Annotated in this window: 23 protein-coding genes and 1 pseudogene; 9 read left to right on the forward strand and 15 right to left on the reverse strand. The window is 40.0% G+C overall.

Annotated elements, in window-relative coordinates; genetic code table 11:
• The first annotated feature begins 172 nt into the window (after window positions 1-172).
• Window positions 173-1,057 carry a permease gene (locus AMD01_RS06390; protein ID WP_053400573.1) on the forward strand — a complete coding sequence of 295 codons (885 nt, stop codon included), beginning with the start codon at window positions 173-175 and terminating at the stop codon, window positions 1,055-1,057.
• A 1-nt stretch (window position 1,058) separates the two neighbouring features.
• Window positions 1,059-1,916 carry a TIGR03943 family putative permease subunit gene (locus AMD01_RS06395; RefSeq protein ID WP_053400574.1) on the forward strand — a complete coding sequence of 286 codons (858 nt, stop codon included), beginning with the start codon at window positions 1,059-1,061 and terminating at the stop codon, window positions 1,914-1,916.
• 45 nt (window positions 1,917-1,961) lie between these two features.
• Here the strand turns inward: AMD01_RS06395 and AMD01_RS06400 are convergent, their stop codons facing one another.
• The 4 genes from AMD01_RS06400 to AMD01_RS06415 all read right to left on the reverse strand — a co-directional run bounded on the left by AMD01_RS06400 (window position 1,962) and on the right by AMD01_RS06415 (window position 7,018).
• Window positions 1,962-3,353 (reverse strand): C40 family peptidase, encoded by a 1,392-nt coding sequence (locus AMD01_RS06400; RefSeq protein WP_053400575.1) that lies wholly within the window; start codon window positions 3,351-3,353, stop codon window positions 1,962-1,964.
• 353 nt (window positions 3,354-3,706) lie between these two features.
• A complete protein-coding gene (locus AMD01_RS06405; RefSeq protein ID WP_053400576.1) occupies window positions 3,707-4,411 on the reverse strand; it encodes a Type 1 glutamine amidotransferase-like domain-containing protein in 705 nt (234 codons plus the stop codon).
• A 187-nt stretch (window positions 4,412-4,598) separates the two neighbouring features.
• On the reverse strand, window positions 4,599-5,759 hold the full coding sequence (spoIIP, locus tag AMD01_RS06410) for a stage II sporulation protein P (RefSeq protein ID WP_245638904.1): 1,161 nt from the start codon (window positions 5,757-5,759) through the stop codon (window positions 4,599-4,601).
• Between the two features lie 191 nt (window positions 5,760-5,950).
• Window positions 5,951-7,018, reverse strand: coding sequence for a branched-chain amino acid aminotransferase (locus AMD01_RS06415; protein WP_053400621.1), 1,068 nt, complete (start codon window positions 7,016-7,018; stop codon window positions 5,951-5,953).
• Window positions 7,019-7,326: 308 nt separating this feature from the next.
• Here AMD01_RS06415 and AMD01_RS06420 point away from each other — a divergent pair, with 308 nt between their 5' ends.
• Window positions 7,327-7,776, forward strand: coding sequence for a hypothetical protein (locus tag AMD01_RS06420; protein WP_053400577.1), 450 nt, complete (start codon window positions 7,327-7,329; stop codon window positions 7,774-7,776).
• A 34-nt stretch (window positions 7,777-7,810) separates the two neighbouring features.
• Here AMD01_RS06420 and AMD01_RS06425 read toward each other — a convergent pair whose 3' ends face one another.
• Both AMD01_RS06425 and AMD01_RS06430 read right to left on the reverse strand, forming a co-directional pair.
• A complete protein-coding gene (locus AMD01_RS06425; protein WP_245638905.1) occupies window positions 7,811-8,599 on the reverse strand; it encodes an MBL fold metallo-hydrolase in 789 nt (262 codons plus the stop codon).
• Between the two features lie 49 nt (window positions 8,600-8,648).
• On the reverse strand, window positions 8,649-9,803 hold the full coding sequence (locus tag AMD01_RS06430) for an FtsW/RodA/SpoVE family cell cycle protein (protein ID WP_053400579.1): 1,155 nt from the start codon (window positions 9,801-9,803) through the stop codon (window positions 8,649-8,651).
• A 220-nt stretch (window positions 9,804-10,023) separates the two neighbouring features.
• On the opposite strand from AMD01_RS06430, the gene AMD01_RS06435 reads away from it, so the two are divergent.
• Window positions 10,024-10,584, forward strand: coding sequence for a DUF420 domain-containing protein (locus AMD01_RS06435; protein WP_053400580.1), 561 nt, complete (start codon window positions 10,024-10,026; stop codon window positions 10,582-10,584).
• A gap of 52 nt (window positions 10,585-10,636) precedes the next feature.
• Here AMD01_RS06435 and AMD01_RS06440 read toward each other — a convergent pair whose 3' ends face one another.
• Complete coding sequence (locus tag AMD01_RS06440) at window positions 10,637-10,981, reverse strand: DUF2500 domain-containing protein (protein ID WP_053400581.1); 345 nt, start codon at window positions 10,979-10,981, stop codon at window positions 10,637-10,639.
• A gap of 170 nt (window positions 10,982-11,151) precedes the next feature.
• Here AMD01_RS06440 and AMD01_RS06445 point away from each other — a divergent pair, with 170 nt between their 5' ends.
• Window positions 11,152-12,009, forward strand: coding sequence for an STAS domain-containing protein (locus AMD01_RS06445; RefSeq protein WP_053400582.1), 858 nt, complete (start codon window positions 11,152-11,154; stop codon window positions 12,007-12,009).
• A gap of 32 nt (window positions 12,010-12,041) precedes the next feature.
• Here the strand turns inward: AMD01_RS06445 and lepB (AMD01_RS06450) are convergent, their stop codons facing one another.
• Window positions 12,042-12,587 (reverse strand): signal peptidase I, encoded by a 546-nt coding sequence (gene lepB, locus AMD01_RS06450; RefSeq protein WP_053400583.1) that lies wholly within the window; start codon window positions 12,585-12,587, stop codon window positions 12,042-12,044.
• Window positions 12,588-12,822: 235 nt separating this feature from the next.
• A complete protein-coding gene (gene lepB, locus AMD01_RS06455) occupies window positions 12,823-13,368 on the reverse strand; it encodes a signal peptidase I (RefSeq protein ID WP_053400584.1) in 546 nt (181 codons plus the stop codon).
• Between the two features lie 435 nt (window positions 13,369-13,803).
• On the opposite strand from lepB (AMD01_RS06455), the gene AMD01_RS06460 reads away from it, so the two are divergent.
• The gene (locus AMD01_RS06460) at window positions 13,804-15,081 is read left to right on the forward strand and encodes an Nramp family divalent metal transporter (protein ID WP_053400585.1); all 1,278 of its coding nucleotides are present in this window, start codon (window positions 13,804-13,806) and stop codon (window positions 15,079-15,081) included.
• A 35-nt stretch (window positions 15,082-15,116) separates the two neighbouring features.
• Here AMD01_RS06460 and AMD01_RS06465 read toward each other — a convergent pair whose 3' ends face one another.
• The gene (locus tag AMD01_RS06465) at window positions 15,117-15,491 is read right to left on the reverse strand and encodes a YidH family protein (protein WP_053400586.1); all 375 of its coding nucleotides are present in this window, start codon (window positions 15,489-15,491) and stop codon (window positions 15,117-15,119) included.
• A gap of 159 nt (window positions 15,492-15,650) precedes the next feature.
• Here AMD01_RS06465 and AMD01_RS06470 point away from each other — a divergent pair.
• Together AMD01_RS06470 and AMD01_RS06475 are read left to right on the forward strand one after the other, a co-directional pair.
• Window positions 15,651-15,941 (forward strand): annotated as a pseudogene (locus tag AMD01_RS06470) (lipid II flippase family protein); the annotation flags it as partial.
• Window positions 15,942-16,063: 122 nt separating this feature from the next.
• Entirely contained in the window at window positions 16,064-16,255 is a 192-nt protein-coding gene (locus AMD01_RS06475) for a hypothetical protein (protein ID WP_053400588.1), read from the forward strand.
• A gap of 7 nt (window positions 16,256-16,262) precedes the next feature.
• On the opposite strand, the gene lepB (AMD01_RS06480) is transcribed toward AMD01_RS06475, so the two are convergent.
• Window positions 16,263-16,811, reverse strand: a complete 549-nt coding sequence (lepB, locus tag AMD01_RS06480) for a signal peptidase I (RefSeq protein ID WP_053400589.1) — start codon at window positions 16,809-16,811, stop codon at window positions 16,263-16,265.
• A gap of 237 nt (window positions 16,812-17,048) precedes the next feature.
• Between lepB (AMD01_RS06480) and AMD01_RS06485 the strand changes: the two genes are divergently transcribed.
• Window positions 17,049-17,696 carry a 2OG-Fe(II) oxygenase gene (locus tag AMD01_RS06485; protein WP_053400590.1) on the forward strand — a complete coding sequence of 216 codons (648 nt, stop codon included), beginning with the start codon at window positions 17,049-17,051 and terminating at the stop codon, window positions 17,694-17,696.
• A 42-nt stretch (window positions 17,697-17,738) separates the two neighbouring features.
• Here the strand turns inward: AMD01_RS06485 and AMD01_RS06490 are convergent, their stop codons facing one another.
• From AMD01_RS06490 to AMD01_RS06505, 4 genes are all read right to left on the reverse strand, one after another.
• The gene (locus AMD01_RS06490) at window positions 17,739-18,323 is read right to left on the reverse strand and encodes an NAD(P)H-dependent oxidoreductase (protein ID WP_053400591.1); all 585 of its coding nucleotides are present in this window, start codon (window positions 18,321-18,323) and stop codon (window positions 17,739-17,741) included.
• Between the two features lie 57 nt (window positions 18,324-18,380).
• Complete coding sequence (locus AMD01_RS06495) at window positions 18,381-18,803, reverse strand: MarR family winged helix-turn-helix transcriptional regulator (protein ID WP_053400592.1); 423 nt, start codon at window positions 18,801-18,803, stop codon at window positions 18,381-18,383.
• Between the two features lie 59 nt (window positions 18,804-18,862).
• A complete protein-coding gene (gene lepB, locus AMD01_RS06500; RefSeq protein ID WP_053400593.1) occupies window positions 18,863-19,420 on the reverse strand; it encodes a signal peptidase I in 558 nt (185 codons plus the stop codon).
• A gap of 151 nt (window positions 19,421-19,571) precedes the next feature.
• Window positions 19,572-20,405: a hypothetical protein gene (locus AMD01_RS06505; protein ID WP_157052638.1), complete on the reverse strand. Its 834-nt coding sequence runs from the start codon at window positions 20,403-20,405 to the stop codon at window positions 19,572-19,574.
• Between the last annotated feature and the right edge of the window lie 135 nt (window positions 20,406-20,540).

A 20,540-nucleotide genomic window follows, 5' to 3' on the forward strand; every position in this document is an offset into this window, starting at 1 on the left:
CTTTACTTCATTTCCTTCCCTCCACCGCAAGCTTTAGAGCTCCCTTGCAAAACATGTAGAACGTTTCTTACAAATGGATTTTAATAGTCTATTTTGAATGATTATGATAGACTATGTAAATGTTAAATCGGCTAGTTTTTTTCTTCCCCCTAGCCACTTGTGAGGTGTCATCATGACAAGTCAATCGTTTTTGCAGATGAATACGATTTTCATCAGTATTTTGATTGAAGCAATGCCCTTCGTGTTATTAGGCGTTATTATTTCTGGTATCATTCAAATGTTTGTGACAGAAGAAATGCTTGCAAAAATCATCCCAAAAAATCGTTTTTTATCTGTCGTTGTTACAACACTGCTGGGCGCCATTTTCCCAGCCTGTGAATGCGGAATTATTCCCATCACAAAGCGCCTTATCGCAAAAGGCGTTCCTTTACACGCCGCTGCTGGCTTTATGCTAACGGGTCCCGTTATTAATCCTGTCGTTATTTTTTCTACTTATATTGCATTTGGGAACAGTTGGAGTATGGTTGGTCAGCGCGTTGGTTTATCCTTCATCGTGGCCCTTTTAGCGGGTTGGATGATTTCATTTCATTTTAAAGACAGTCAGCTAAAAGAAGAAATTCATGTTCACTCTACGGCTAAAATGCCTTTTAAGGAAAAAGTAAGCGGAGCAATCAAACATACCATTGATGAGTTTTTCCTTGTGGGGAAATACCTTGTAGCCGGAAGCATTATTGCGGCTGCCATGCAAACCTATGTTAAAACGTCAACACTTCTCTCCATCGGAAACGGCCATTATATGCCGATTGTCGTTATGATGGTGCTTGCCTTTATTTTATCGGTTTGTTCATCTGCAGATGCGTTTATTGCGTCATCATTTAGAGGATCCTTTGCGAACAATGCGCTTGTCGCCTTTTTATCCTTCGGACCGATGTTTGACATTAAGAACACGCTCATGATGCTTGGTAATTTTAAAGGAAAGTTTGTGCTTGTGCTGTTTATGTACGTGTTTATTTTTACCTTCTTAGGCGCAGCTTTTCTAATTAGAGGAGGGTTGTAACGTGCTCCGAATTATTATTTTAATGGCGTTTACGTTTATTTTTATGCATCTTCATGCTACAGGAGATATTACGAAGTATATTAACATGCGGTATTCCTATATTTCATTTAGTGCTATTTTTATCTTCCTTGCCCTAACGATAGCACAGCTCTATTTTTATATGAAAGGCGAGGATCAGCACGATCATCACCACGATCACGGACCAAACTGTAGCTGCGGACATGATCATGCGCATGACGAAGACAAATGGTACAAAAAGCTCGTTATTTATCCAATTCTAATTGTTCCATTTGCCTCAGTGATGTTTTTTCCGGTCGCAACGCTTGATTCATCTACCGTTGAAGCAAAGGGATTTCACTTTCCGATTTTGCACGACGGTGGCTCCTCTAGCTTACATCAATTTTTAGAGCCTGACACAAGCACCTATTATGGTGCCGATTATCATCAAAAAATGATGGATCAAACGCAAAAGTATTACAAAGATAAAAATACCATTAAATTAGAAGGCCCTATGTTTTTAAAAGGCATGGAAGCCCTTTATCATTATCCAGGTGAGTTTACAGGTAAAAACATTGAACTAACCGGTTTCAGTTACAACAATAAAGATCTCAAAGACAACCAGCTGTTTGTTTTCCGCTTTGGCATTATTCACTGTATTGCAGATGCCGGCGTCTATGGCATGCTCCTTCAGTTTCCAAAGGATATGAAAATGGAAAACGACCAGTGGCTTACTGTCAAAGGAAAAATGAGCACGATGTATTATCAGCCTTTGAAAAAGACCATTCCTATTTTAAACGTAACCGGCTATGAAAAAATTTCAAAACCGAAAGATCCATATGCATATTGGAAATTCAATTAATGGATACAAAAAAAGCGCGTGAGTTCAGCTCACACGCTTTTTTCATTAGTTAATAATCCGAACCACACGTCCGTTGAAGTGACTAGACCAATAGTTACTATTCATATCTGCAATCGAAACCCCTGCGCTTTGTGCTCCGATAAATTTATGATTTCCAACATAAATGCCTACGTGACCATCTTTTTTGTACGTATCAAAGAAAACAAGATCTCCAGGCTTCATGTCACCAACGGATACTTGACGTCCCTGATGCTTTAACGTTTCTGTACTCACCCATCCAAGTGGTCCAAGCTTGATTCCTACTTGGGAGTATGCCCAGTGAACAAAGCTTGAGCAATCGAACAAGCCGTTTGCAATATCACTTTGGTTACGACCGCCACCGAATACGTAAGCAGAGTTGCCAATCCAGCGATTTCCTACTGTGACAACGTCAGCTGCTGATCCTGTTGGCGTTGACGTATCATCAGGAAGGGAAACGTTCGATGATGTTGACGTATCTTGTGACTGACTAGTCGCCGTGTCTTGTGAACGCTTCGCTTTGGCAGATGCTTCTTTTTCAGCAGCTGCTTTTTCGGCCGCCGCTTTCTCTGCTGCTGCCTTTTCGGCCGCTTTACGTGCTTCCTCACGCTTACGCTCCGCTTCTTTTCGCGCTTCCTCTTGACGCTTTACTTCCGCCTCAATATTTTGCTGAATTTGTGTTTCTTGTGTTGCAAGCGTCCCATCTTTTTGTTGAAGCTCCGCTTTTAAGCGATTGTTTTCTGCTTCTGTCAGATTCGCTTGTTTCATTAACGCATCTTGATGTGCTTTTTGCGCTGTAAGTCCGCTCATCATCTCCGTTAATTCCGCTTTAATATCTGTCAGTTCATCCAAACGCTTTTTGACCGTCTTCTGTTTTTTCTCTAGGATGTTTTGATCTTTTTTCGTTTGCTTTAGAATTTGTTCGTCCGCTTCTGCGATCGTGTTCACCGCATCTGCGCGGTCAATAAAATCACTAAAGCTAGACGCACCAAGGAGTACTTGCAAGTAGCTAAGACTTCCCCCGTTCTCTTGGAAAGAGCGGGCACGTTCTTCTAAAATTCCTTTGCGGTTTTCCATCTTCTCTTCAAGGTCAGAAACTTCTGCTTCAAGATTAGAAATAGCCGTTTGTTTATCCTTAATCTGTTCTTCCGTTTCCTTCACTTTTGCTGTATTTTGTGCAATTGCTAAATATAAACGTTTAATTTGCTCGAGGATTTTTTCTTTTTCTCCTTTTGCCGCTGTAATCTTTTCTTTCGTTGCTTGAATACTTTGTTTCACATTTTCTCGTTCTTTTTGAATGGAGCTTTTTTTCGTTTGCATATCCTGGATCGTTTCAGCATGCCCGACTAGCGGCGTTGCGAGGACGCTGCTAAAACTTAGCACTACTGTTGTGTGTAAGACGGCTAGTTTCTTTTTCACTTTTTAAATCCTCCGTTTTCTGTTTTGCATTATGCAAATGGGTCGTTCTCAATCTATCGACTTATTTTTATGTCAAATTTAATCATCATTCGTGCTTCTCTTATGTATATCGACAACATTCTGATAGTCCGTAAGACTTATAGAACAAAACCATTATAACCTTTTCTTTCCTACACGTCTTGTTAATTATGGAAATGTAATGATTCTGTAATGTTTAACGAAAAGCACACGGTGCCACCTTTTCTAATATACGTTGAACATAAGTGGAAAGTTTGATAGACATGCCCTTTTTTTCTTAAAAAACATCAAAAAAAGCCCGTTCGGATCACTTGTCTCCGTACAGGCTTTTTGACTTAACTGTCTCCTAAAAATAGTGGTTGAATACTATTTTCCTCAACCTTCTCATCTTGCTTTTTCACATAAAAGGCTCTTTTTCCGTCTACAGACGATATTGCCTGATGAAGCTGTTCATCTATGAAGTGAAGAGCTACACTGTCATCCACTCCGTATCCTTCCGTTATGCGCTGTTCCTGAAGAAGCTCATGATACGCTGGTCGTCTTTTTTCGTCACCCTCATAATGTGGACAAAAGCTTCCTTGTAAAATTCCAAGCGCAGATATTTCTCTGTACGTTGGGCCTCCCGAATCCGTAACTCCTTCTTGAAACCAGCAAATTCCCCCTGCACTAATACCGGCTAGTACAATTCCTTGTTCATATGCTTTTAATAGAAGGTGATCTAACCCCCACTCTTTCCAAAGCGTTAACAAATTGCGAGAACTTCCTCCCCCTACGTAAATAATGTCCTGTTGTAAAATAAATGATTCCAGACTCTCGCCCCAGTTTGGCGAAAATAAGGAAAGATGTGTAGGAGTTGCAGAAAGCTTTTTGTACGCTTCATAAAATCGTTCAATGTACGATTCAGAATCTCCGCTAGCGGTAGGAATAAAGCAAATGTTCGGCTGTTTTTTATTTACCTGACTTACTAGATACTGATCAAGAAGCAGATTTTCCGGCTCCATGGAAAATCCGCCGCCTCCAAGTGCAATAATCTGTCTCATATGAGCGCCCCCTTTTCCCAAATTATAACATATGGGTTATTTTAGCTGCTCTGTAATAAAGTAGTAGCATGATATGATGAAGCCGGTCAGAAATAAGGAAACGGTGAAGACGCTAAGCGCTGAATATAAATACGACAAGGTCGTTAACACAAAGGTAGCAAACAAAGATTTCAGCGCCAAGCTTCTGTTACCCATTTACTTTTTCAGCCTTAAAAAAGTAGTCGCTAAATATGTCTGCAAATGCATCAATCGTATTCTGAAGCTCCGCAGCCGTATTGTCGACTCCTCCGAGCTCTACGACGATTGAATTTGGTGAAAGGTCCTGATTGTAAATACCGTTTACTTTCTTTCCTTTTTTACCAAGAACCCCTTTACTTACACCAGGGTATTTTTCCTCCAATCGTTTGTGGAGGTCATTAGCAAACTGCTTGTTTTTCTCAAAGTTTGGATTTTCTTCTCCTACAACAAACACAATTTGTGCATAAGATTTGCCATTAACGGTTGTTGTTGTACTCTTTTTACGTAGGGCATCACGATGAAAGTCTAAGAAAAAGTCTAAGCTTTTGTTTTTCGCCATTGCTTCTTGGACCATCTCTCTTGATACTGCATATGCTTTAGACGTTCCCCACTTTTTCTCATTTAATTTTGTTCCGACGTTTGTTTGATCATTAATCGTTCCAATACCATTGGCGTTCAGTTTTTTCGCAAGTAGATTTCCAAGCGACGAAATGTTTGTTTTCGCATCAACGGCTTTGTTCTCGTTCGGATCACCTGTTAGACCAAGAAGAGGTAAGTATGACTCCCAGCTGTGTGTGTGATAAATATACACTTTCCGCCCGCTTATAGCTGGACCAGGAGACGGTTTTTCGCTTTCTTTGTTCCATTCTGCTACTTCTTTGCTGACTTCTGCGCGTTCTTTTAAGACGACGTCAAGAGGTGGAGCGGATTCAATTGGAAACTCGGTATAATGAAGCCCTTCGCCTGCTAAAATTTCTGAATCGTAAAAGCTGAATCCAGGAAGTTCATTTCCAAGCAGCGTTCGCACATCCGTGATGTGAATGTTAGTAGCCAGCTGCAAAGCGGTTGATGAGAGGGAAGGCATTTTAACTGGTTTATCTAAACCTTGTAGAAAATAAGGATTTTCACTTCCGAGTACATACATCATAGCTTCTGTTTTATATTTAGACAAAAACTTATACATTGTCGAGGACGCCATATCTGTTTTAAGTAAAGGAGAGGCAAGCAACGATATTAAGAGAAAACTAGCAATGGTAAAAACAATTAATAAATTGACAAGCTTCATATTTGATTTCAACCCGTTTACTTTGCCTGCGTTTGGATACTTCAACAAGCCTCACCTCTTTTTTTAGTTCTTGTCTCTATGTGTATGTTCTAGCATTTTAAATTATCCCTATTTATTCTAGTAAAATTTGCTAGAATACGAATAAAAGAAGCTAAAAAAGTGGCATAAAGCTCGCTTGTTTTATTATTTCCACATAAAAAAACTAGGCACAAGGCCTAGTTTTTCGTCATGTTCAATTATACTTCTACCGTCCATTGATATGGATCTGGAATTCTTCCAAGCTGAATATCTGTCATCTCTTGATAGATTTTCATGGATAGTTCGCCTGTTTCAAAGTTATTAATGATCATGCGCTCATCGTTCCAGCTCAGTTCACCCACTGGTGAGATAACCGCTGCGGTTCCTGTACCAAATACTTCCTCAATTTCCCCGCGCTGATACGCTTCGTACACTTCTTGAATCGTAATACGGCGTTCATGAACCGGAACATTCCAGCTTCTTAGCATCTCAATGACGCTATCGCGCGTAATCCCGCCAAGAATACTTCCGTTTAGTGCAGGAGTGAACACTTCGCCTTTTATTTTAAAGAAAATGTTCATGCTTCCAACTTCTTCGACATATTTCTTTTCTACCCCATCAAGCCATAGTACTTGATCGTAACCAAGCTTTTCTGCTTTTAACTGTGCTTGAAGACTTGCTGCATAGTTACCGCCTGTCTTCACAGCTCCTACCCCGCCTCTTACAGCTCTAACGTAATCTTCTTCTACGAAAATACGTACCGGCTGCAGCTGGTTAGCGTAGTAAGCACCAACCGGAGATAGAATGATCATAAATTTGTACTGTAACGCCGGCTTAACGCCTAAACAAGATTCTGTAGCAATGACAAATGGTCGAATATATAAGGACGTTCCTTCTTTTGTTGGAATCCAATCACGTTCTAGATCAATCAATTGTTGAACGGCTTCAAGTACAAGCTCTTCGTCCAGAGGCGGCATGCTCATTCGTTCACTTGAAACATTCAAGCGATGAATATTTTTAGACGGTCGAAACAGCAACACACGATTGTCTGACGTTCGATAAGCTTTTAACCCTTCAAAAATGGCTTGACCGTAATGAAAGACGGCTGCCGCTGGGTCTAATACAAGAGGCTCATATGGTGTAATACGCGGGTCGTGCCATCCTTTCTCTTTGTCATATTCCATCACAAACATATGGTCTGTAAAATGCTTTCCAAAACCGAGTGACGAAAGATCTGGCTTATCCTTTTTAGTGGTTACTCTCTTCAATTCGATGAGCTGATTCAACTTCATGCATCCCTTTCTGTATAACTAATTATTCTGATTATTCTTTACATTATAGCGACTTAAAAATACGCCGTCTACCCCTATTTAAGATTTTTTTCAAAAGAAAACAAAGAAAGCGTTACCAATTATTTGATAAGGCTTTCATCACTATACTGGGTCTTTTTTTTTCCTACTTTTGGGTCCTTTCTTTTGTGTTTTGAACCCGTTTCTCCATTCAAACGATTCTCTCCTGTCTCCTGTCCTTTTATGTATAAAGGCATGCAGACAAGCATATATTGGGGTAATTACTTGTGAAGGAGTGGTGATGAATGGACGTACATCATCTATCACAAAAACGACTCCGCCTCCTAATGATTGTCGGTTTCATTTTATTTGGGATTTGCGTGGCTCGGATTGGCTATATGAAGCTTATTTATGACAAACGATTGCCCGTCATGGCTCAGCTAGATGGAGCGATTGAAGTAATGAATACAGGAATGATTGACCGCGTTCAAACACACTTCAACATTAACCTAGACGGATATGATGCATTTGGTATTGATGAACTGATTCCGCTCGCGAAGGAAAATCCGAGCGCGCTTTCACTCATTGAACAAATGGATAAAATTTATCAAGAGGGTTGCATTGGAAAGCCTGCTGCCTACGTTCTCGATCATAAGGGCTATATCTTTTACCGTGACGCCCATGGGAAAAACATTTTGCTCACGCTAAAAGAACAGCAAAAAGAATGGCACGTTATAACCAAAAAAACAGCGTAAAAAAAGCAGGCTATCGCCTGCTTTTTGTATGTATTCAGCTTCCGTATTCGGATTTGGTGATCTCAATATTTTTTTCATGACATTCCTTTGTAAAAGACGAAGGATAAGGCATTTCCTCTCCTAATACATCAAGTGCTTCACCGTCTTCACTTTGCACCGCCTGAACGAGGCGCTGAATGTATGATTGTGCCAGATGATGGCGTCGTTTTATTTCATCTCGCTCATTCGTTGCTTTTCCGTGCCCTGGAACGAGTATGAGTTCTTGGTGATTTTCAATAATCATGGCCGCCTTTTCTAGCGTTTCTACATAATGCTTACAGCTATGATCAATAAACGGAAGCTCAAAATCAGATAAATAATCGCCTGCAATCCACGTATTGTTCATAATCACAAAAAGCCCATCGTTCGTGTGACCGGGTGCTAAATAAAAGGTGAGAATCGTCTTCCCTACTTGAAGCTGCTGACCGTCATGTTCAATGACAACGTCCGGCACAGGAAACGTTATATCGTAGTCACGATCCACGTAATATTCATCGTCAAACTGGTGGATATACGCTAGTTTTTGCTGTTTATTTCGGTGATCCCTCAGTCCGGCGCTTCCAATTACCTTCGCGTCAGGGAACGCTCCGTATCCAATAATATGATCAAAATCTCCGTGCGTGAAAAGTAAGTAAAGCTCTTTACCTTCGCGAATACGTTCGACATGATCCTTTATTTCTGCAATCTCAAAAGGGAGCCAGGTCGGATCGACGACGGCGACTAGATCTTCAGTTTCAATCACGCTAGATGTTGTTTTAAATAAGACACTTTCAAATACACTCAAACCTTTTCCCCTAAATTGAAGCACTGTGTTTCCCCCATTTTCGCTTGATTTAATCAAACATATATTGGTTGGACTCATAGCTGATTTTCAAGATAATTCCAACTGCTAACATACTGCTCATTAGCGAGCTCCCCCCGTAACTAATAAACGGAAGCGGAATTCCTGTAATCGGCAAGACCCCTATGTCCATCCCAACATTCTCGAATACGTGGAACGTAATCATTGCAATAATACCTGCGCAGATATAGCTTTGAAACGGCTCCTTCGTGTTCGATGCGACTATAACAATATTGTATACTAATAACATAAAAAGGGAAATGACAATGCTTCCACCAACAAAGCCAAAACTTTCTCCAATGGCGCTAAAAATGAAATCCGAATGCTTTTCCGGCACGTAAAGCACGTGGTCTCTGAAAAATCCGTTCCCATTCATTCTTCCAGAACCAATCGCGGTAACGGCTTGCATATAGTTGTACGACAAGCTTGCTTTGTAACTCTCAGGATCAAGCCACGCATAAATGCGGTTAAATTGATACTGTGAAACATGCAGATAAGTCGAGAGAATTTTTGGGTGATAGAGAACCATATATAGAATAGAAGCTCCGATCGTTCCAATGATCCCGTACAACCCCGTAATGAGCTTCCAAGTCACTCCTGACATAAACAGCATCACGGTAAAAATAAACATAATAACAAGCGCTGTTCCTAAATCTGGCTGTAGCATAACTAATAGAATAGGAAGGAGCGTCGTAAACGCCATTTTCCATAATAGCTTCAGATCTGTATGAAAATTTCGCAATTTGAACGTTTCATTGTGCTTTGTGACGACTTTACTCAGAGCTAAAATGAGTCCCACCTTCATAAATTCCGAAGGCTGAATTGAACCAACTCCAGGCAGTACGAACCAGCTTTTCGCATCGTTCTTTTTAGGAGCAATGGCTTCTGGGGATACGACTAATAAAACCAAAATCGCAATATTAAGCCAATAAAAGTACCAGGTCAGTTTGTCCATTTGCTCCGTATCTGGAATCATCGCTAAAGCGATAATAACAGCCCCAACTCCGTACCACATCACTTGCCTGACCGCAAAGTTTGTTGGATATTGATGCGTTTGCTGGGCACTATATATGGCAATAACACTTGCACACAACATTAAAAACAGAATAAAAATGATATTATAGTTTAACCGTTCCTTTTTTTTCATTCTTTCTACACCAACTTTTTTCTTTTCTCGTACTAATAGACCACGCAAACGAGAAAAAGTTTCATGATTCGTGCCGTTTTTATTTATTTTCTTGTATTACGGACGTTTTGATCGTTTAATATGTTAAAAAACCATTTGTTCAAGGGATTGTCACTTCCAAGCTTGTCCAATGAAAGGTATAATATAAAGCAGGAACCATAAGATCAAGGAGCTTGATACAATGAACAAAGACAAAAATCAATATGTACCAACGAGTACAAAGAACTTCGCTGGTATCATCATCACGGTATCTATTATTGCCAATATCATTATTTTGTTATTATTCTTCTCACCTCTTGGGTATCAAAAAGACGTTCATTTTGATTTAACGATCTTCCCAAGACTGAATGCTATTTTTAATAGCTTTACGTTTATTTTCTTACTCGCTGCTTTTTATGCGATTATGAAAAAGAATGTTCGTGTACATAAGGGCTTCATTCTTGCAGCCTTTACGACAACCTTTTTATTTTTAATTTCGTACTTATCATTCCACTTTTTATCGCCAGATACAGCAAAATACGGTGGAGATGGTATTCTTCGTCCGATCTACTTCTTTATTTTGATTACGCATAGCTTTTTAGCAGCCGTTATTGTTCCGCTTGCTCTATTCGCCCTCGTATGGGGATGGACGATGCAAATTGAAAAGCACAAAAAAATCGTGCGCTGGACGATGCCGATTTGGCTTTATGTAAGCTTAACTGGTGTTGTCGTATACCTATTTATGGCACCTTATTATCAATAACAACAAAAGGCCACGATCATTCGTGGCCTTTTTATTTATCCCTATCCATTTATTAGCGGTTAAATTCCAAAAATCTCGTCCCCTGAAAGGACAGCATCCCTTCATCACCTTCTACTAATTGGCCGTAATAACCACCTTCAACCTCAAGCTCCATGCGATCCCCACTCTCTACTTCAAACGTTGTAAAATAGCTTGTAGAATGCGATTCGCCGCCCCTCATCTTCATTCTCTTCGTCACCACTTTTGCAGGAACTTTCAAACGAGGCTGCTTGTTATTACGCTTCCACTGAAAGATACTGCTCAAAATTCCGAAGACAAACAAACCGAGTATTCCAAAAAACATAATTGGAAACAGGACCCCCATTATATCAAATAAATAATCGTTTTCCGTACCCATAAAAAACCCCTCCTCCACCCGTATGGTATAATATGTATATTTTACCACGTAGATGATCCATTGTTGATGAAAAATCACACGTTTTTCTCTATCATTTTATCGTTTTCTATGCACCGAATAGTCATATATGGTACGATAATAGAGCTTAAAACAGAAAGGACGGATGAAATATGGCAGCTCCTACCGAAGACCATTCCTTTGACGTACAATGCCAACTTGTTCATAAGCGAATTCTTCAACAGAAAGAACGGATTCTTGAATCCTTATCTACATCTGAAAAGAACGGTTCTCAATATGGACAAGAGATGAATTCTCTTCTTACATGGCGGAAAGAATTAATTGAAGTTTATGCAAATATTTTTACGATGAGCAATCAAAAAGGAACTGACTATATTAACAAGTGGGGGCGCGACATGTCCCAACTTTTAGTACAAACGCGCATTCCTTTAGATGTGGCGGTAGAAGAAATTAGAAAATACCGAAGCATCATTGGCGATTTAATAAAAGATCAGGGAAATCAGCAGGATTATTCGTTGAATACGTTCTTTTCTCTTATCTCATTTTTTTACGACATGGTCGATCAGACTATCTATGCCATCAGCCTGCACTATTTGCAACAGCATCAGTACCAGCTTAATACGGCTGAAACAGCGGTGGATGAATTATCTATTCCCGTTGTCGTCATTCAGGATGGTCTTGGTGTACTTCCTCTTGTCGGAGATATTGATACGCGACGTGCTGGTTTATTAATGGAACTTGCTCTCCAAAAAAGTTCGGATGATAAGCTAAAATGGCTCATTATTGACTTATCAGGTGTCCCTATTATCGATACGATGGTAGCGGATCAGCTATTCAAAGTGGTGAGTGCGCTTAAACTACTAGGAATTGAAACGATGCTAAGCGGCATTCGTCCTGAGATCGCGCAGACGATGACTCATTTAGGCATTGAATTTGCCTCCGTTTCAACATTTTCAACCCTTCAGCGAGCGCTTCAGCACATCGGCTTTAATTTAATCGAAGGCCAATAAAAAAAAACGGTAGAGAGTTTCTACCGTTTTTTTTATTCTGGATTTCCAATTTCATTAAGTGGCCAAATACGGGCCTTAACTTCTCCTACAACCGAATCCTTTTTAATAAAGCCGAAATAGCGTCCATCTTTACTAACAGGTCGATTATCGCCTAGTACGAACAGCGAATCAGCAGGAACTTTCTTTTTACCCGTAATTTCAGTAAGCGTAAAATCTGGCGTAAATACTTCTCCTTCTTGGAGCTTAGCTTTACTTTCTTTCAGGTACGTCTCTGGCACTTCTTTTCCATTTATATAGAGCGTGTCGTTTTTCATTTCCACTGTATCACCCGGTAATCCAATAATGCGTTTTACGTAATCTTCATCAGCATCAGGAGCATGAAAAATAATTTCATCTGAGCGCTCTAGCTTGCTAACCTTGCTCACAATCAATCGGTTGCCGTCCTGTAAGTTTGGCATCATTGATTCACCCTTTACAAGCGATGGCGTAAATAAAAATTCGCGAATTAAAAAAGCAATGACTACTGCGATGACAATGGCTTTAACCCATGATAAAAATTCTTTTGTTCCACTTGACATTGTTTCACTTCCTCGTCGTTTCATCCAAATTCCATATTCAAGTATTAATCATGCCATAAAAAAGACCGAAACGCCAACTTTTAGCGAAGCAGCAAGGAAAATATCCTACTTAACTCCTTGTTTTTACTCCTTTTAAGATAGACTGCTCGTTTTCCTAAGGAGACATGCGCCTCCTTCTTCTTTTTCACGACCTATAACGAAAAATAGCAGAGACACTCGCCTCTACTATCTCTCATCACTTTGGAAAACCTATTTTATTAAGCGGCCAAATACGGAGCTTGACTTCTCCCACTACCGAGTCTTTTTTTATCACTCCAAAAATGCGCCCATCTTTACTCACAGGTCGGTTATCTCCTAATACAAAGAGCGTATCCTTTGGCACTTTTTTCACTCCGCCAACAGCTTCTAGCGTAAAATCATTTGTAAAAGGCCTCTGCTCTGGATGGTCTAATTTCCCCTGCTTTAAGTATGGTTCCGGCACGGCTTTTCCGTTTATGTACAGCTGATCGTTTTTCATCTCCACCGTATCACCCGGCAACCCGATCACTCGCTTTACGTATTCTTCATCCGCATCTGGGGCATGAAAAATAATTTCATCATAGCGCTCGATTTTACTCATTTTGCTGACGATTAGACGGTTGCCATCTTGTAAATTAGGCATCATGGATTCGCCTTTAACAAGAGACGGGGTAAATAAAAACTGGCGGATTAAAAAGGCGATGACTACCGCAATGACAATCGCTTTAATCCAAGAGAGTAATTCTTTTGTTCCACTTGACATTGTTTCACTTCCTCATTCTTTCTTCCGATAAAATCATAAAATAAAGTTTAGCTATGTATAGGATAAATTCCCCTTCCATTATAGCAGTTATCTGTCTTTTTTGTATAATTTCACCTTGTAAATTCCCTGTTTTTTAATTTTTTAAAAATTCCAAGTAAATCTATAGGAAAAATGTTTTTGATGGTGTATAATCATGTTGTAAGCTGCTTTACTCAGTATAGTCTCATTGTTAGACCCCTTCTTTTTACATCGCTCCTAAGAATTCTTAGGGGCATTTTTTTATTTGGGGAATAGTAAGAGGCAAAAGACCTACACTTGAACGTAATAAATTGCGTTTTCTTTGCAGAATGAGATATAATTTGCATTAATTCAACTTTTTATCCTAAAAGAAACTATTTTCGTCTTGGGCTAAAAATTAGAAAGGAGGCACAACACGTGAAAGACGAACCAAAAACATTGTCAGCCTTTGAACAAAGCGCTCAAGATGTCCTTAGCGGAAAAACAAAGGGCTGGAAGCGAATTCTTCCTTTTTTAGGCCCAGCTTTTATCGCCTCTGTCGCGTACATTGACCCTGGTAACTTCGCAACAAATATTGCCGCAGGTTCTCAATATGGCTATATGCTACTGTGGGTGGTTCTCGTTTCAAACTTAATGGCCGTTTTAATTCAATCGCTTTCTGCTAAGTTAGGCATTGCAACGGGCCATAATCTACCTGAGTTAGCACGGGAACATTTTCCAAAGCCTGTTTCCATTGGATTATGGATTCAAGGAGAGCTTGTCATTATGGCGACCGATCTAGCCGAATTTATCGGGGCGGCTTTAGGAATTTATTTATTGTTCGGACTCCCGCTCTTTCCTTCGGCTCTTCTTGCAGCCGTTGGGTCATTTGCGATTTTAGAACTACAGCGTCGCGGTGCCCGCTTTTTAGAAGCAGGGATTGCTGCGATGGTATTTGTCGTAGTTCTGGCCTTTGGGTTACAAACATTTTTAGCCCATCCAGACGGGCAGAGTATTATACGAGGCCTTTTCATCCCACAGTTTCAAGGCGTGGACAGTGTATTATTAGCATCGGGAATTTTAGGGGCGACCGTTATGCCACATGCGATATATTTGCACTCTTCGTTAACACAAAAGCGGGTGCGTGGTACAAATGATAGAGAAAAGCGGCTGATTTTTAGATTTGAATTCATCGATATCATCATTGCGATGATTATCGCTGGGGCAATCAACGCAAGCATGCTGATTGTCGCTGCTGCTCTTTTCTTTAAAAACGGGTTAAACATTGAGGACTTAGACGTCGCTTTTACTCAGTTTGATCATTTGATTGGACCGTTTGCTGCCATTGCCTTTGGAGTCGGTCTCTTATCATCTGGACTCTCTAGCTCCTCAGTTGGAACGATGTCTGGTGATGTGATCATGCAAGGGTTTATCCGCAGAAGCATTCCGATTTATTTGCGGCGATTCATTACCATTATCCCACCTCTCGTGATTATTGGGCTTGGGGTAAACGCCACAACGGCGCTCGTCGTCAGTCAAGTCATCCTATCGTTTGGCATTGCCTTTGCTCTTATTCCGCTCATACTTTTTACCAGTAAGAAAAAAGTGATGGGATCTCTTGTGAATCACCCTGTTACTACAATCATCGCTTGGATTATTGCGGTACTAGTCGTTTGTTTAAATGTTTTTCTTATTTACCAAACATTGTTTCTATAAGGAAAACCCGCTGCATTTGACAGCGGGTTTTTGTTTTACATATGAATCATTACTTTTAGAAGATATACGAAAAAAGCGATAAAGATTATGAGCAGGCTCACAGATAAAAAAATGACATTTCCGTACGATGCTTTAAACGTTTGTGTATTAATCTGACCACGTTTACGCATATAGCTGACGGTTGACACGATAATCGTAAGCACACCTAAAACAACAGATAAAAAGCCAATTGTCGTGACCACCGTATCTGCCCATGTAAACATTTCAGATAGCTTATTAAAATGTAGATTCGTTACTAAAAAACCTACGCCTACAATAGCGATTGCTGTCCGAATCCAGGCGAGATACGTGCGCTCACTTGCGAGGTGTTGCTGTATGTACGTTGAGTCAACGGTTTGTTTCTTCTCCATTTTGTTCCTCTTCCTCCTCGTTGTATGTTACTAGTGTGTACATGAGCCAAAATCCTTTTTTATAACGCACCTACATGTCCCATCATCTTTTGCATTTACTGATTTTCTATACATGTACCCATAATTACGCTATAATAGGTAAGATTTTGAAACAAAGTAGGGGTTTTAGCTGCCCTCTATGCCTCCGTTTTAGATCCTGCACATGCCACTACTTCTAGTATGGCAAGTGGCGTCGTAAACGGAGCGGCAACGATTTTGTTGACGTTATTTTTAGATCCGCATATCGCGCTCATGACCGAACGAGCGCTTAACGAACCACAAGGGGCGGATTCGATGTCAAAGGCTTACGGATGGCTCATGATTTCACGCTTTTTCGGAACGCTCTTGGCACAGGCTATTCTCATACCTGCTGCACACTGGATTTCATGGGTGAGCGGATTTCTCTCCTAACAAAAGCGGTGTAGAAGAACATTCTTCTACACCGCTTTTGTGGGAGATAATCTGGTATAAGGAAGGCTTCTTTATCATATGTACAAAGAAGCACACCTGTTTTCCTAAAAGGAGATGGTACGATGTCCACTTCACCAACGTTTGTCTTCCTAGTCGTGGATCGACGCATGATGACACGTTTTTTTTGCACGGAAATTTTGGCGAGTTCCATCATTTATTACGCGCTCAAGAAAAGCGGTCTATCAGAATGGGGTGCGGTCGGTGGAAGCATGCTGGGCACGTTTTGTCTGAAACGATATGTATATAAGCCCTAAATACGCATTATTTCGCACTCCCAATTTTATTTAACGGCCAAATTCTCACTTCTACTTGCCCGATGACGGAGGATGCTTTTATAAAACCAAATTCACGGCTATCATGGCTACGCGGGCGATTATCTCCCATGACAAATAAATGACCTTTTGGTACTCGTAACTCCCCTGTTAGCATTTCAAGTGTAAAATCGTCATTGAGATAATCCCCTACTGCTAACTTTTTCTTGCTATTGTCAAGGTACGGTTCAGGGGTAAGCACACCGTTAATATACAATTGATCCTTTTTCAACACGATGGTATCGCCTGGCAAACCGATCACGCGTTTCACATAATTTTTAGGTGCATCTGGAGCACGAAACACAATTTCGTCAAAGCGTTTAATCTCACCTAGCTTACTTACAATCAGACGATTGCCATCCTGTAAAGTAGGCATCATGGAGACGCCCTGAACAACAGTTGGTACAAATACAAAACGCTCGAGCACTAGTACAATCGCAACGGCCCATAAAATGGTTTTCACCCACATCCAGATTTCTTGCTGAGTCGATTTTTTCATCTGTTCCCCTCCCTTACTTCTTCCATCTTCATCTTTTTGGTCCTCTATTGTCAAAACCTAACACATTTTCCTAACTGATTTTATGAAATGAATGTATATATTCGAAAAAACATGATTACTTTCCTGCATTTTTCTTATAAAATAGATGTAAGATTCCTTGTTTGCTATAAAAAGGTGTCACAACTACAAACGCCCTAAAGAGGAGCTTTTTTGTAGGATTATTAGGAGATGGAAAAAATGACAGAACATACAATGACGAAGGAACAAACCATTTTTGATCATAAAGGACGTAGCATTCAAACAGAAGACCGAGAAATTCAAATTATTGCGAGATTAGAAGAACCGCTTGTAGTGGTGTTAGGAAATGTTCTAAGCGATGAGGAATGCGACGAATTAATTGCCGTTTCAACGGATAATATGAAGCGCTCGAAAGTTGGATCTGCTCGTTCTGTGAACGATATTCGAACAAGCAGTGGAACGTTTTTGGACGAAAACGAAAGCGATATCATTACCATCATTGAAAAACGAATTTCGTCTATTATGAACATCCCTATTGAACATGGTGATGGCCTACAAATACTAAAGTATATGCCAGGTCAAGAATACAAAGAGCATTTTGATTTTTTTGCTTCCACAAGTAAAGCGAGCTCAAACAACCGAATAAGTACACTTGTGATGTACTTAAACGACGTAGAAGAAGGCGGAGAAACACATTTTCCAAAGCTCAATTTTTCCGTCACTCCTCAAAAAGGCATGGCCGTTTATTTTGAATACTTTTACCGTGATGCCCATTTGAACGAGCAAACGCTTCATGCCGGACTGCCAGTCATTAAGGGAGAAAAGTGGATTGCGACACAGTGGATGAGAAAGCAGCGCTTTCGTTAATGAATATAAAAAAGAGGCGAAACATTTTCGCCTCTTTTCTTATTAAAATAACTCTTTTACTGTTTGTTGAACCTCTACGAGCATTTCTTTTCTCGCCGCATCGTCCACTTGTGGTACCCCACCGAACAATAAATGCCCAACTGGCTCAATGCCGACAAACTCAAAAATTCCTGTATCAGACGTTTGTTTTAACGACTGTGTCATCCCAATTTCGTCATACACTTCTTTTGGCGTTCCGTGTGTGTTAATCATAAAGCCTTTTTTACCGCTCAACAGGCGTTGCATCGTTCCGTCTTCACCGTATGCATACGCATATCCATATGCAAATACGCGGTCTACGTAGCCTTTTAGTACAGCAGGAAGACCCGTCCACCAAATAGGGTAAATAAACGTTACAACATCAGCATTTGTTATATATTCTTGCTCGGCTTTTATGTCTGCTGGCGTTTCCCCTTTTTGAAACGTTTCAAAGTCTTGTCCGCTTAAAATCGGATTAAAATTTAGCTTATACAAATCACGCACGACTACATGGTGACCCTGTTCTTCTAATGAAGCGACCGTTGTATTTAAAATAGCGTAATTAAAGCTTTCTGGATTTGGATGAGCATACACGATTAAATGATTCATTTTTCATTCTCCTCTTTTAGTTCGATATCTAACTATTAGTGCGAAGAAAAGGCAGATTCAAAACCTACCTAATACTTTTTCGAGCAATTCCTCCAGCTGAACTTGTTCTCTAGAAGATAAATCACCGTACACTACCTCATTTAGCACGTCTGAAACTTCTTGGAAAACCTCTTGAAGTTCTTCGCCTTTTTTAGTTAAGGTAATATAGGTCACGCGACTATCCTCAGCGGCTCGTTGTTTTTGGATCAGCTCCAAACTAACAAGCTTATTGACAAGAACTGTAACTGTTGGTTTGGTTCGATAAATTGCTTCCGCCAGCTCTTTCATCGTCAGACGCTTGAATTTATATAGTGCCCACAGTAAATCACCGTGTGAAGGTGCAAGACCTGTCACATCCCTTTTATGAAGCTCTGACAACAGAAGATGATTGGCTTCTTCTCTAATTCGACTAATAAGTGATACTGCATTTTTCTTCGCCATATTCCCATTATAGTTAGACGTCTAACTATAGTCAAGAAAAAAAGTGACTTCTCCGTCACTCAGTGGGTATGACGCATTTTTTTTAACGGATACATCACAAACTCGCTTGTGCCAATAATTCGTTTTTCACTAATAAGGCCTAGCCCATTACGGCTATCTTTGCTGATTAGTCGATTATCTCCCATCACGAAGAAAAAATGCTCGGGAACTTCCATTGGCCCAAAATCGTTCGTAAGAAGCATATCGTATTCTTGTGCTTGCTTTAAATTATGATTTAAATACGGTTCTTGAATCATTTTTCCGTTGATATAAAGCCGATCTCTCTTCATCTCAATTGTATCTCCCGGAAGTCCAATCACACGCTTTACATAGTGACGTTTTTTGGCTTGTTCTTTGTTTTTTATAATCACAATATCACCATGTTTAATGTCTCCAAGCGATGCAGCTAATTTATTAATAAACAAACGCTCACCGTTTTCTAACGTCGGATTCATTGAAGCTCCTGATACAGTATAGGGAGTAATAAGAAACGTACGCACAAGAAAGGCAATTCCAATCGCGTATAGCAACGCTCGGAACCAACTTATCTTTTCTTTGCTTTTCAGTCTGCGCGCCATGGGGAATACCTCCGTTTCGATCCAGCTGTGATACAGGATAACTATTGTTCCCTGTATCTTTATTTTCACACACTGCATGCAATTTTTCCAGAAAAAAAGTTAGCGATTATTCGCTAACTTTTTTTCTATCTTTATTAAGTGTCTAACACCTTTATTCCTGGGATTTTAGTTGATTAATCGCCTCATCAATTCGATTAATTTCTTCATTCATTTCGGTAAATTTCTTATCTCGCACTTGTTCAGCATACGTATCTCGCATATCTTTCGCTCCTAAAATACGCTTTTCCACTTCTTCCGCTGTCTCTTTGTCGATTAGCTTTTCCCCAACTAAAAAATCATATGCATCCATTAACCGATCGTATTCTCGTTGACTAATTAACATGTATTTGTCGTTAATTTTATCAAATCGCTTCATCTCTTCTACGTGTTTCCACGGATCGACCCCTTTTAAAAGAGGAGCTGGAATCTCCGTTGAAGAAAGCTCCTCATCTTCCACTTGATCCATCATTTCCTGCTGTTTTTCAACCGTTTGATCATCTGTTTCATTCTTGTTGACATCTTCTTGTGTGATGCTAACATCATCTGGATGCTGAAAATCTGGTGCGAAATTACTCATTTCATAGCTATTAGACTGATAAGCTCCGCTTCCAAGTAGGTAGACTAAAAAATTGTAAATTTCCTTTCCAGACGCATCGGGACTTTTTTTAATGAAGGTTTGAATCTCCGTTTTCATTGCCTTTGTGAGCTTCTTTTTATCTTTTATGTATAAGCTCTCACCTTCGTCTTCATTTCCTTTTATATACTGATTGACTAACTTACCTGTTTTTTGCTGGTTCATTTCTTCTGCTGACTGCGGTGCTACTTTATAAATCGTCTTATGACGCTTTGTATTTGAGCTAGTCCCATTCGTTAATGTTTCTGAGCACCCTGCTAGAAACAACACTGCACCAATCATAATAATTAGCCACCTGAACAATTTTTTCATCTTATCGCTCCCTTCATTCAAAATGGCCCAATCTACATCATACTAAATTTTCCATTTAAAAGACATAATAAAATAGATACATTATTCTATTTTACTAGATACATCGTCCCATACCTCCCATTTACCCAGTTTAAA

It is taken from the genome of Priestia koreensis (assembly GCF_001274935.1).
GTDB lineage: Bacteria > Bacillota > Bacilli > Bacillales > Bacillaceae_H > Bacillus_AG > Bacillus_AG koreensis.

Coding starts and splice junctions, on each gene's coding strand:
- AMD01_RS06390 (WP_053400573.1), top strand. CDS start 173: ATGACAAGTCAATCGTTTTTGCAGATGAATACGATTTTCATCAGTATT.
- AMD01_RS06405 (WP_053400576.1), bottom strand. CDS start 4,411: ATGAGACAGATTATTGCACTTGGAGGCGGCGGATTTTCCATGGAGCCG.
- AMD01_RS06420 (WP_053400577.1), top strand. CDS start 7,327: ATGGACGTACATCATCTATCACAAAAACGACTCCGCCTCCTAATGATT.
- AMD01_RS06430 (WP_053400579.1), bottom strand. CDS start 9,803: ATGAAAAAAAAGGAACGGTTAAACTATAATATCATTTTTATTCTGTTT.
- AMD01_RS06435 (WP_053400580.1), top strand. CDS start 10,024: ATGAACAAAGACAAAAATCAATATGTACCAACGAGTACAAAGAACTTC.
- AMD01_RS06440 (WP_053400581.1), bottom strand. CDS start 10,981: ATGGGTACGGAAAACGATTATTTATTTGATATAATGGGGGTCCTGTTT.
- AMD01_RS06445 (WP_053400582.1), top strand. CDS start 11,152: ATGGCAGCTCCTACCGAAGACCATTCCTTTGACGTACAATGCCAACTT.
- lepB (WP_053400583.1), bottom strand. CDS start 12,587: ATGTCAAGTGGAACAAAAGAATTTTTATCATGGGTTAAAGCCATTGTC.
- lepB (WP_053400584.1), bottom strand. CDS start 13,368: ATGTCAAGTGGAACAAAAGAATTACTCTCTTGGATTAAAGCGATTGTC.
- AMD01_RS06465 (WP_053400586.1), bottom strand. CDS start 15,491: ATGGAGAAGAAACAAACCGTTGACTCAACGTACATACAGCAACACCTC.
- AMD01_RS06475 (WP_053400588.1), top strand. CDS start 16,064: ATGTCCACTTCACCAACGTTTGTCTTCCTAGTCGTGGATCGACGCATG.
- lepB (WP_053400589.1), bottom strand. CDS start 16,811: ATGAAAAAATCGACTCAGCAAGAAATCTGGATGTGGGTGAAAACCATT.
- AMD01_RS06485 (WP_053400590.1), top strand. CDS start 17,049: ATGACAGAACATACAATGACGAAGGAACAAACCATTTTTGATCATAAA.
- AMD01_RS06490 (WP_053400591.1), bottom strand. CDS start 18,323: ATGAATCATTTAATCGTGTATGCTCATCCAAATCCAGAAAGCTTTAAT.
- AMD01_RS06495 (WP_053400592.1), bottom strand. CDS start 18,803: ATGGCGAAGAAAAATGCAGTATCACTTATTAGTCGAATTAGAGAAGAA.
- lepB (WP_053400593.1), bottom strand. CDS start 19,420: ATGGCGCGCAGACTGAAAAGCAAAGAAAAGATAAGTTGGTTCCGAGCG.
- AMD01_RS06505 (WP_157052638.1), bottom strand. CDS start 20,405: ATGAAAAAATTGTTCAGGTGGCTAATTATTATGATTGGTGCAGTGTTG.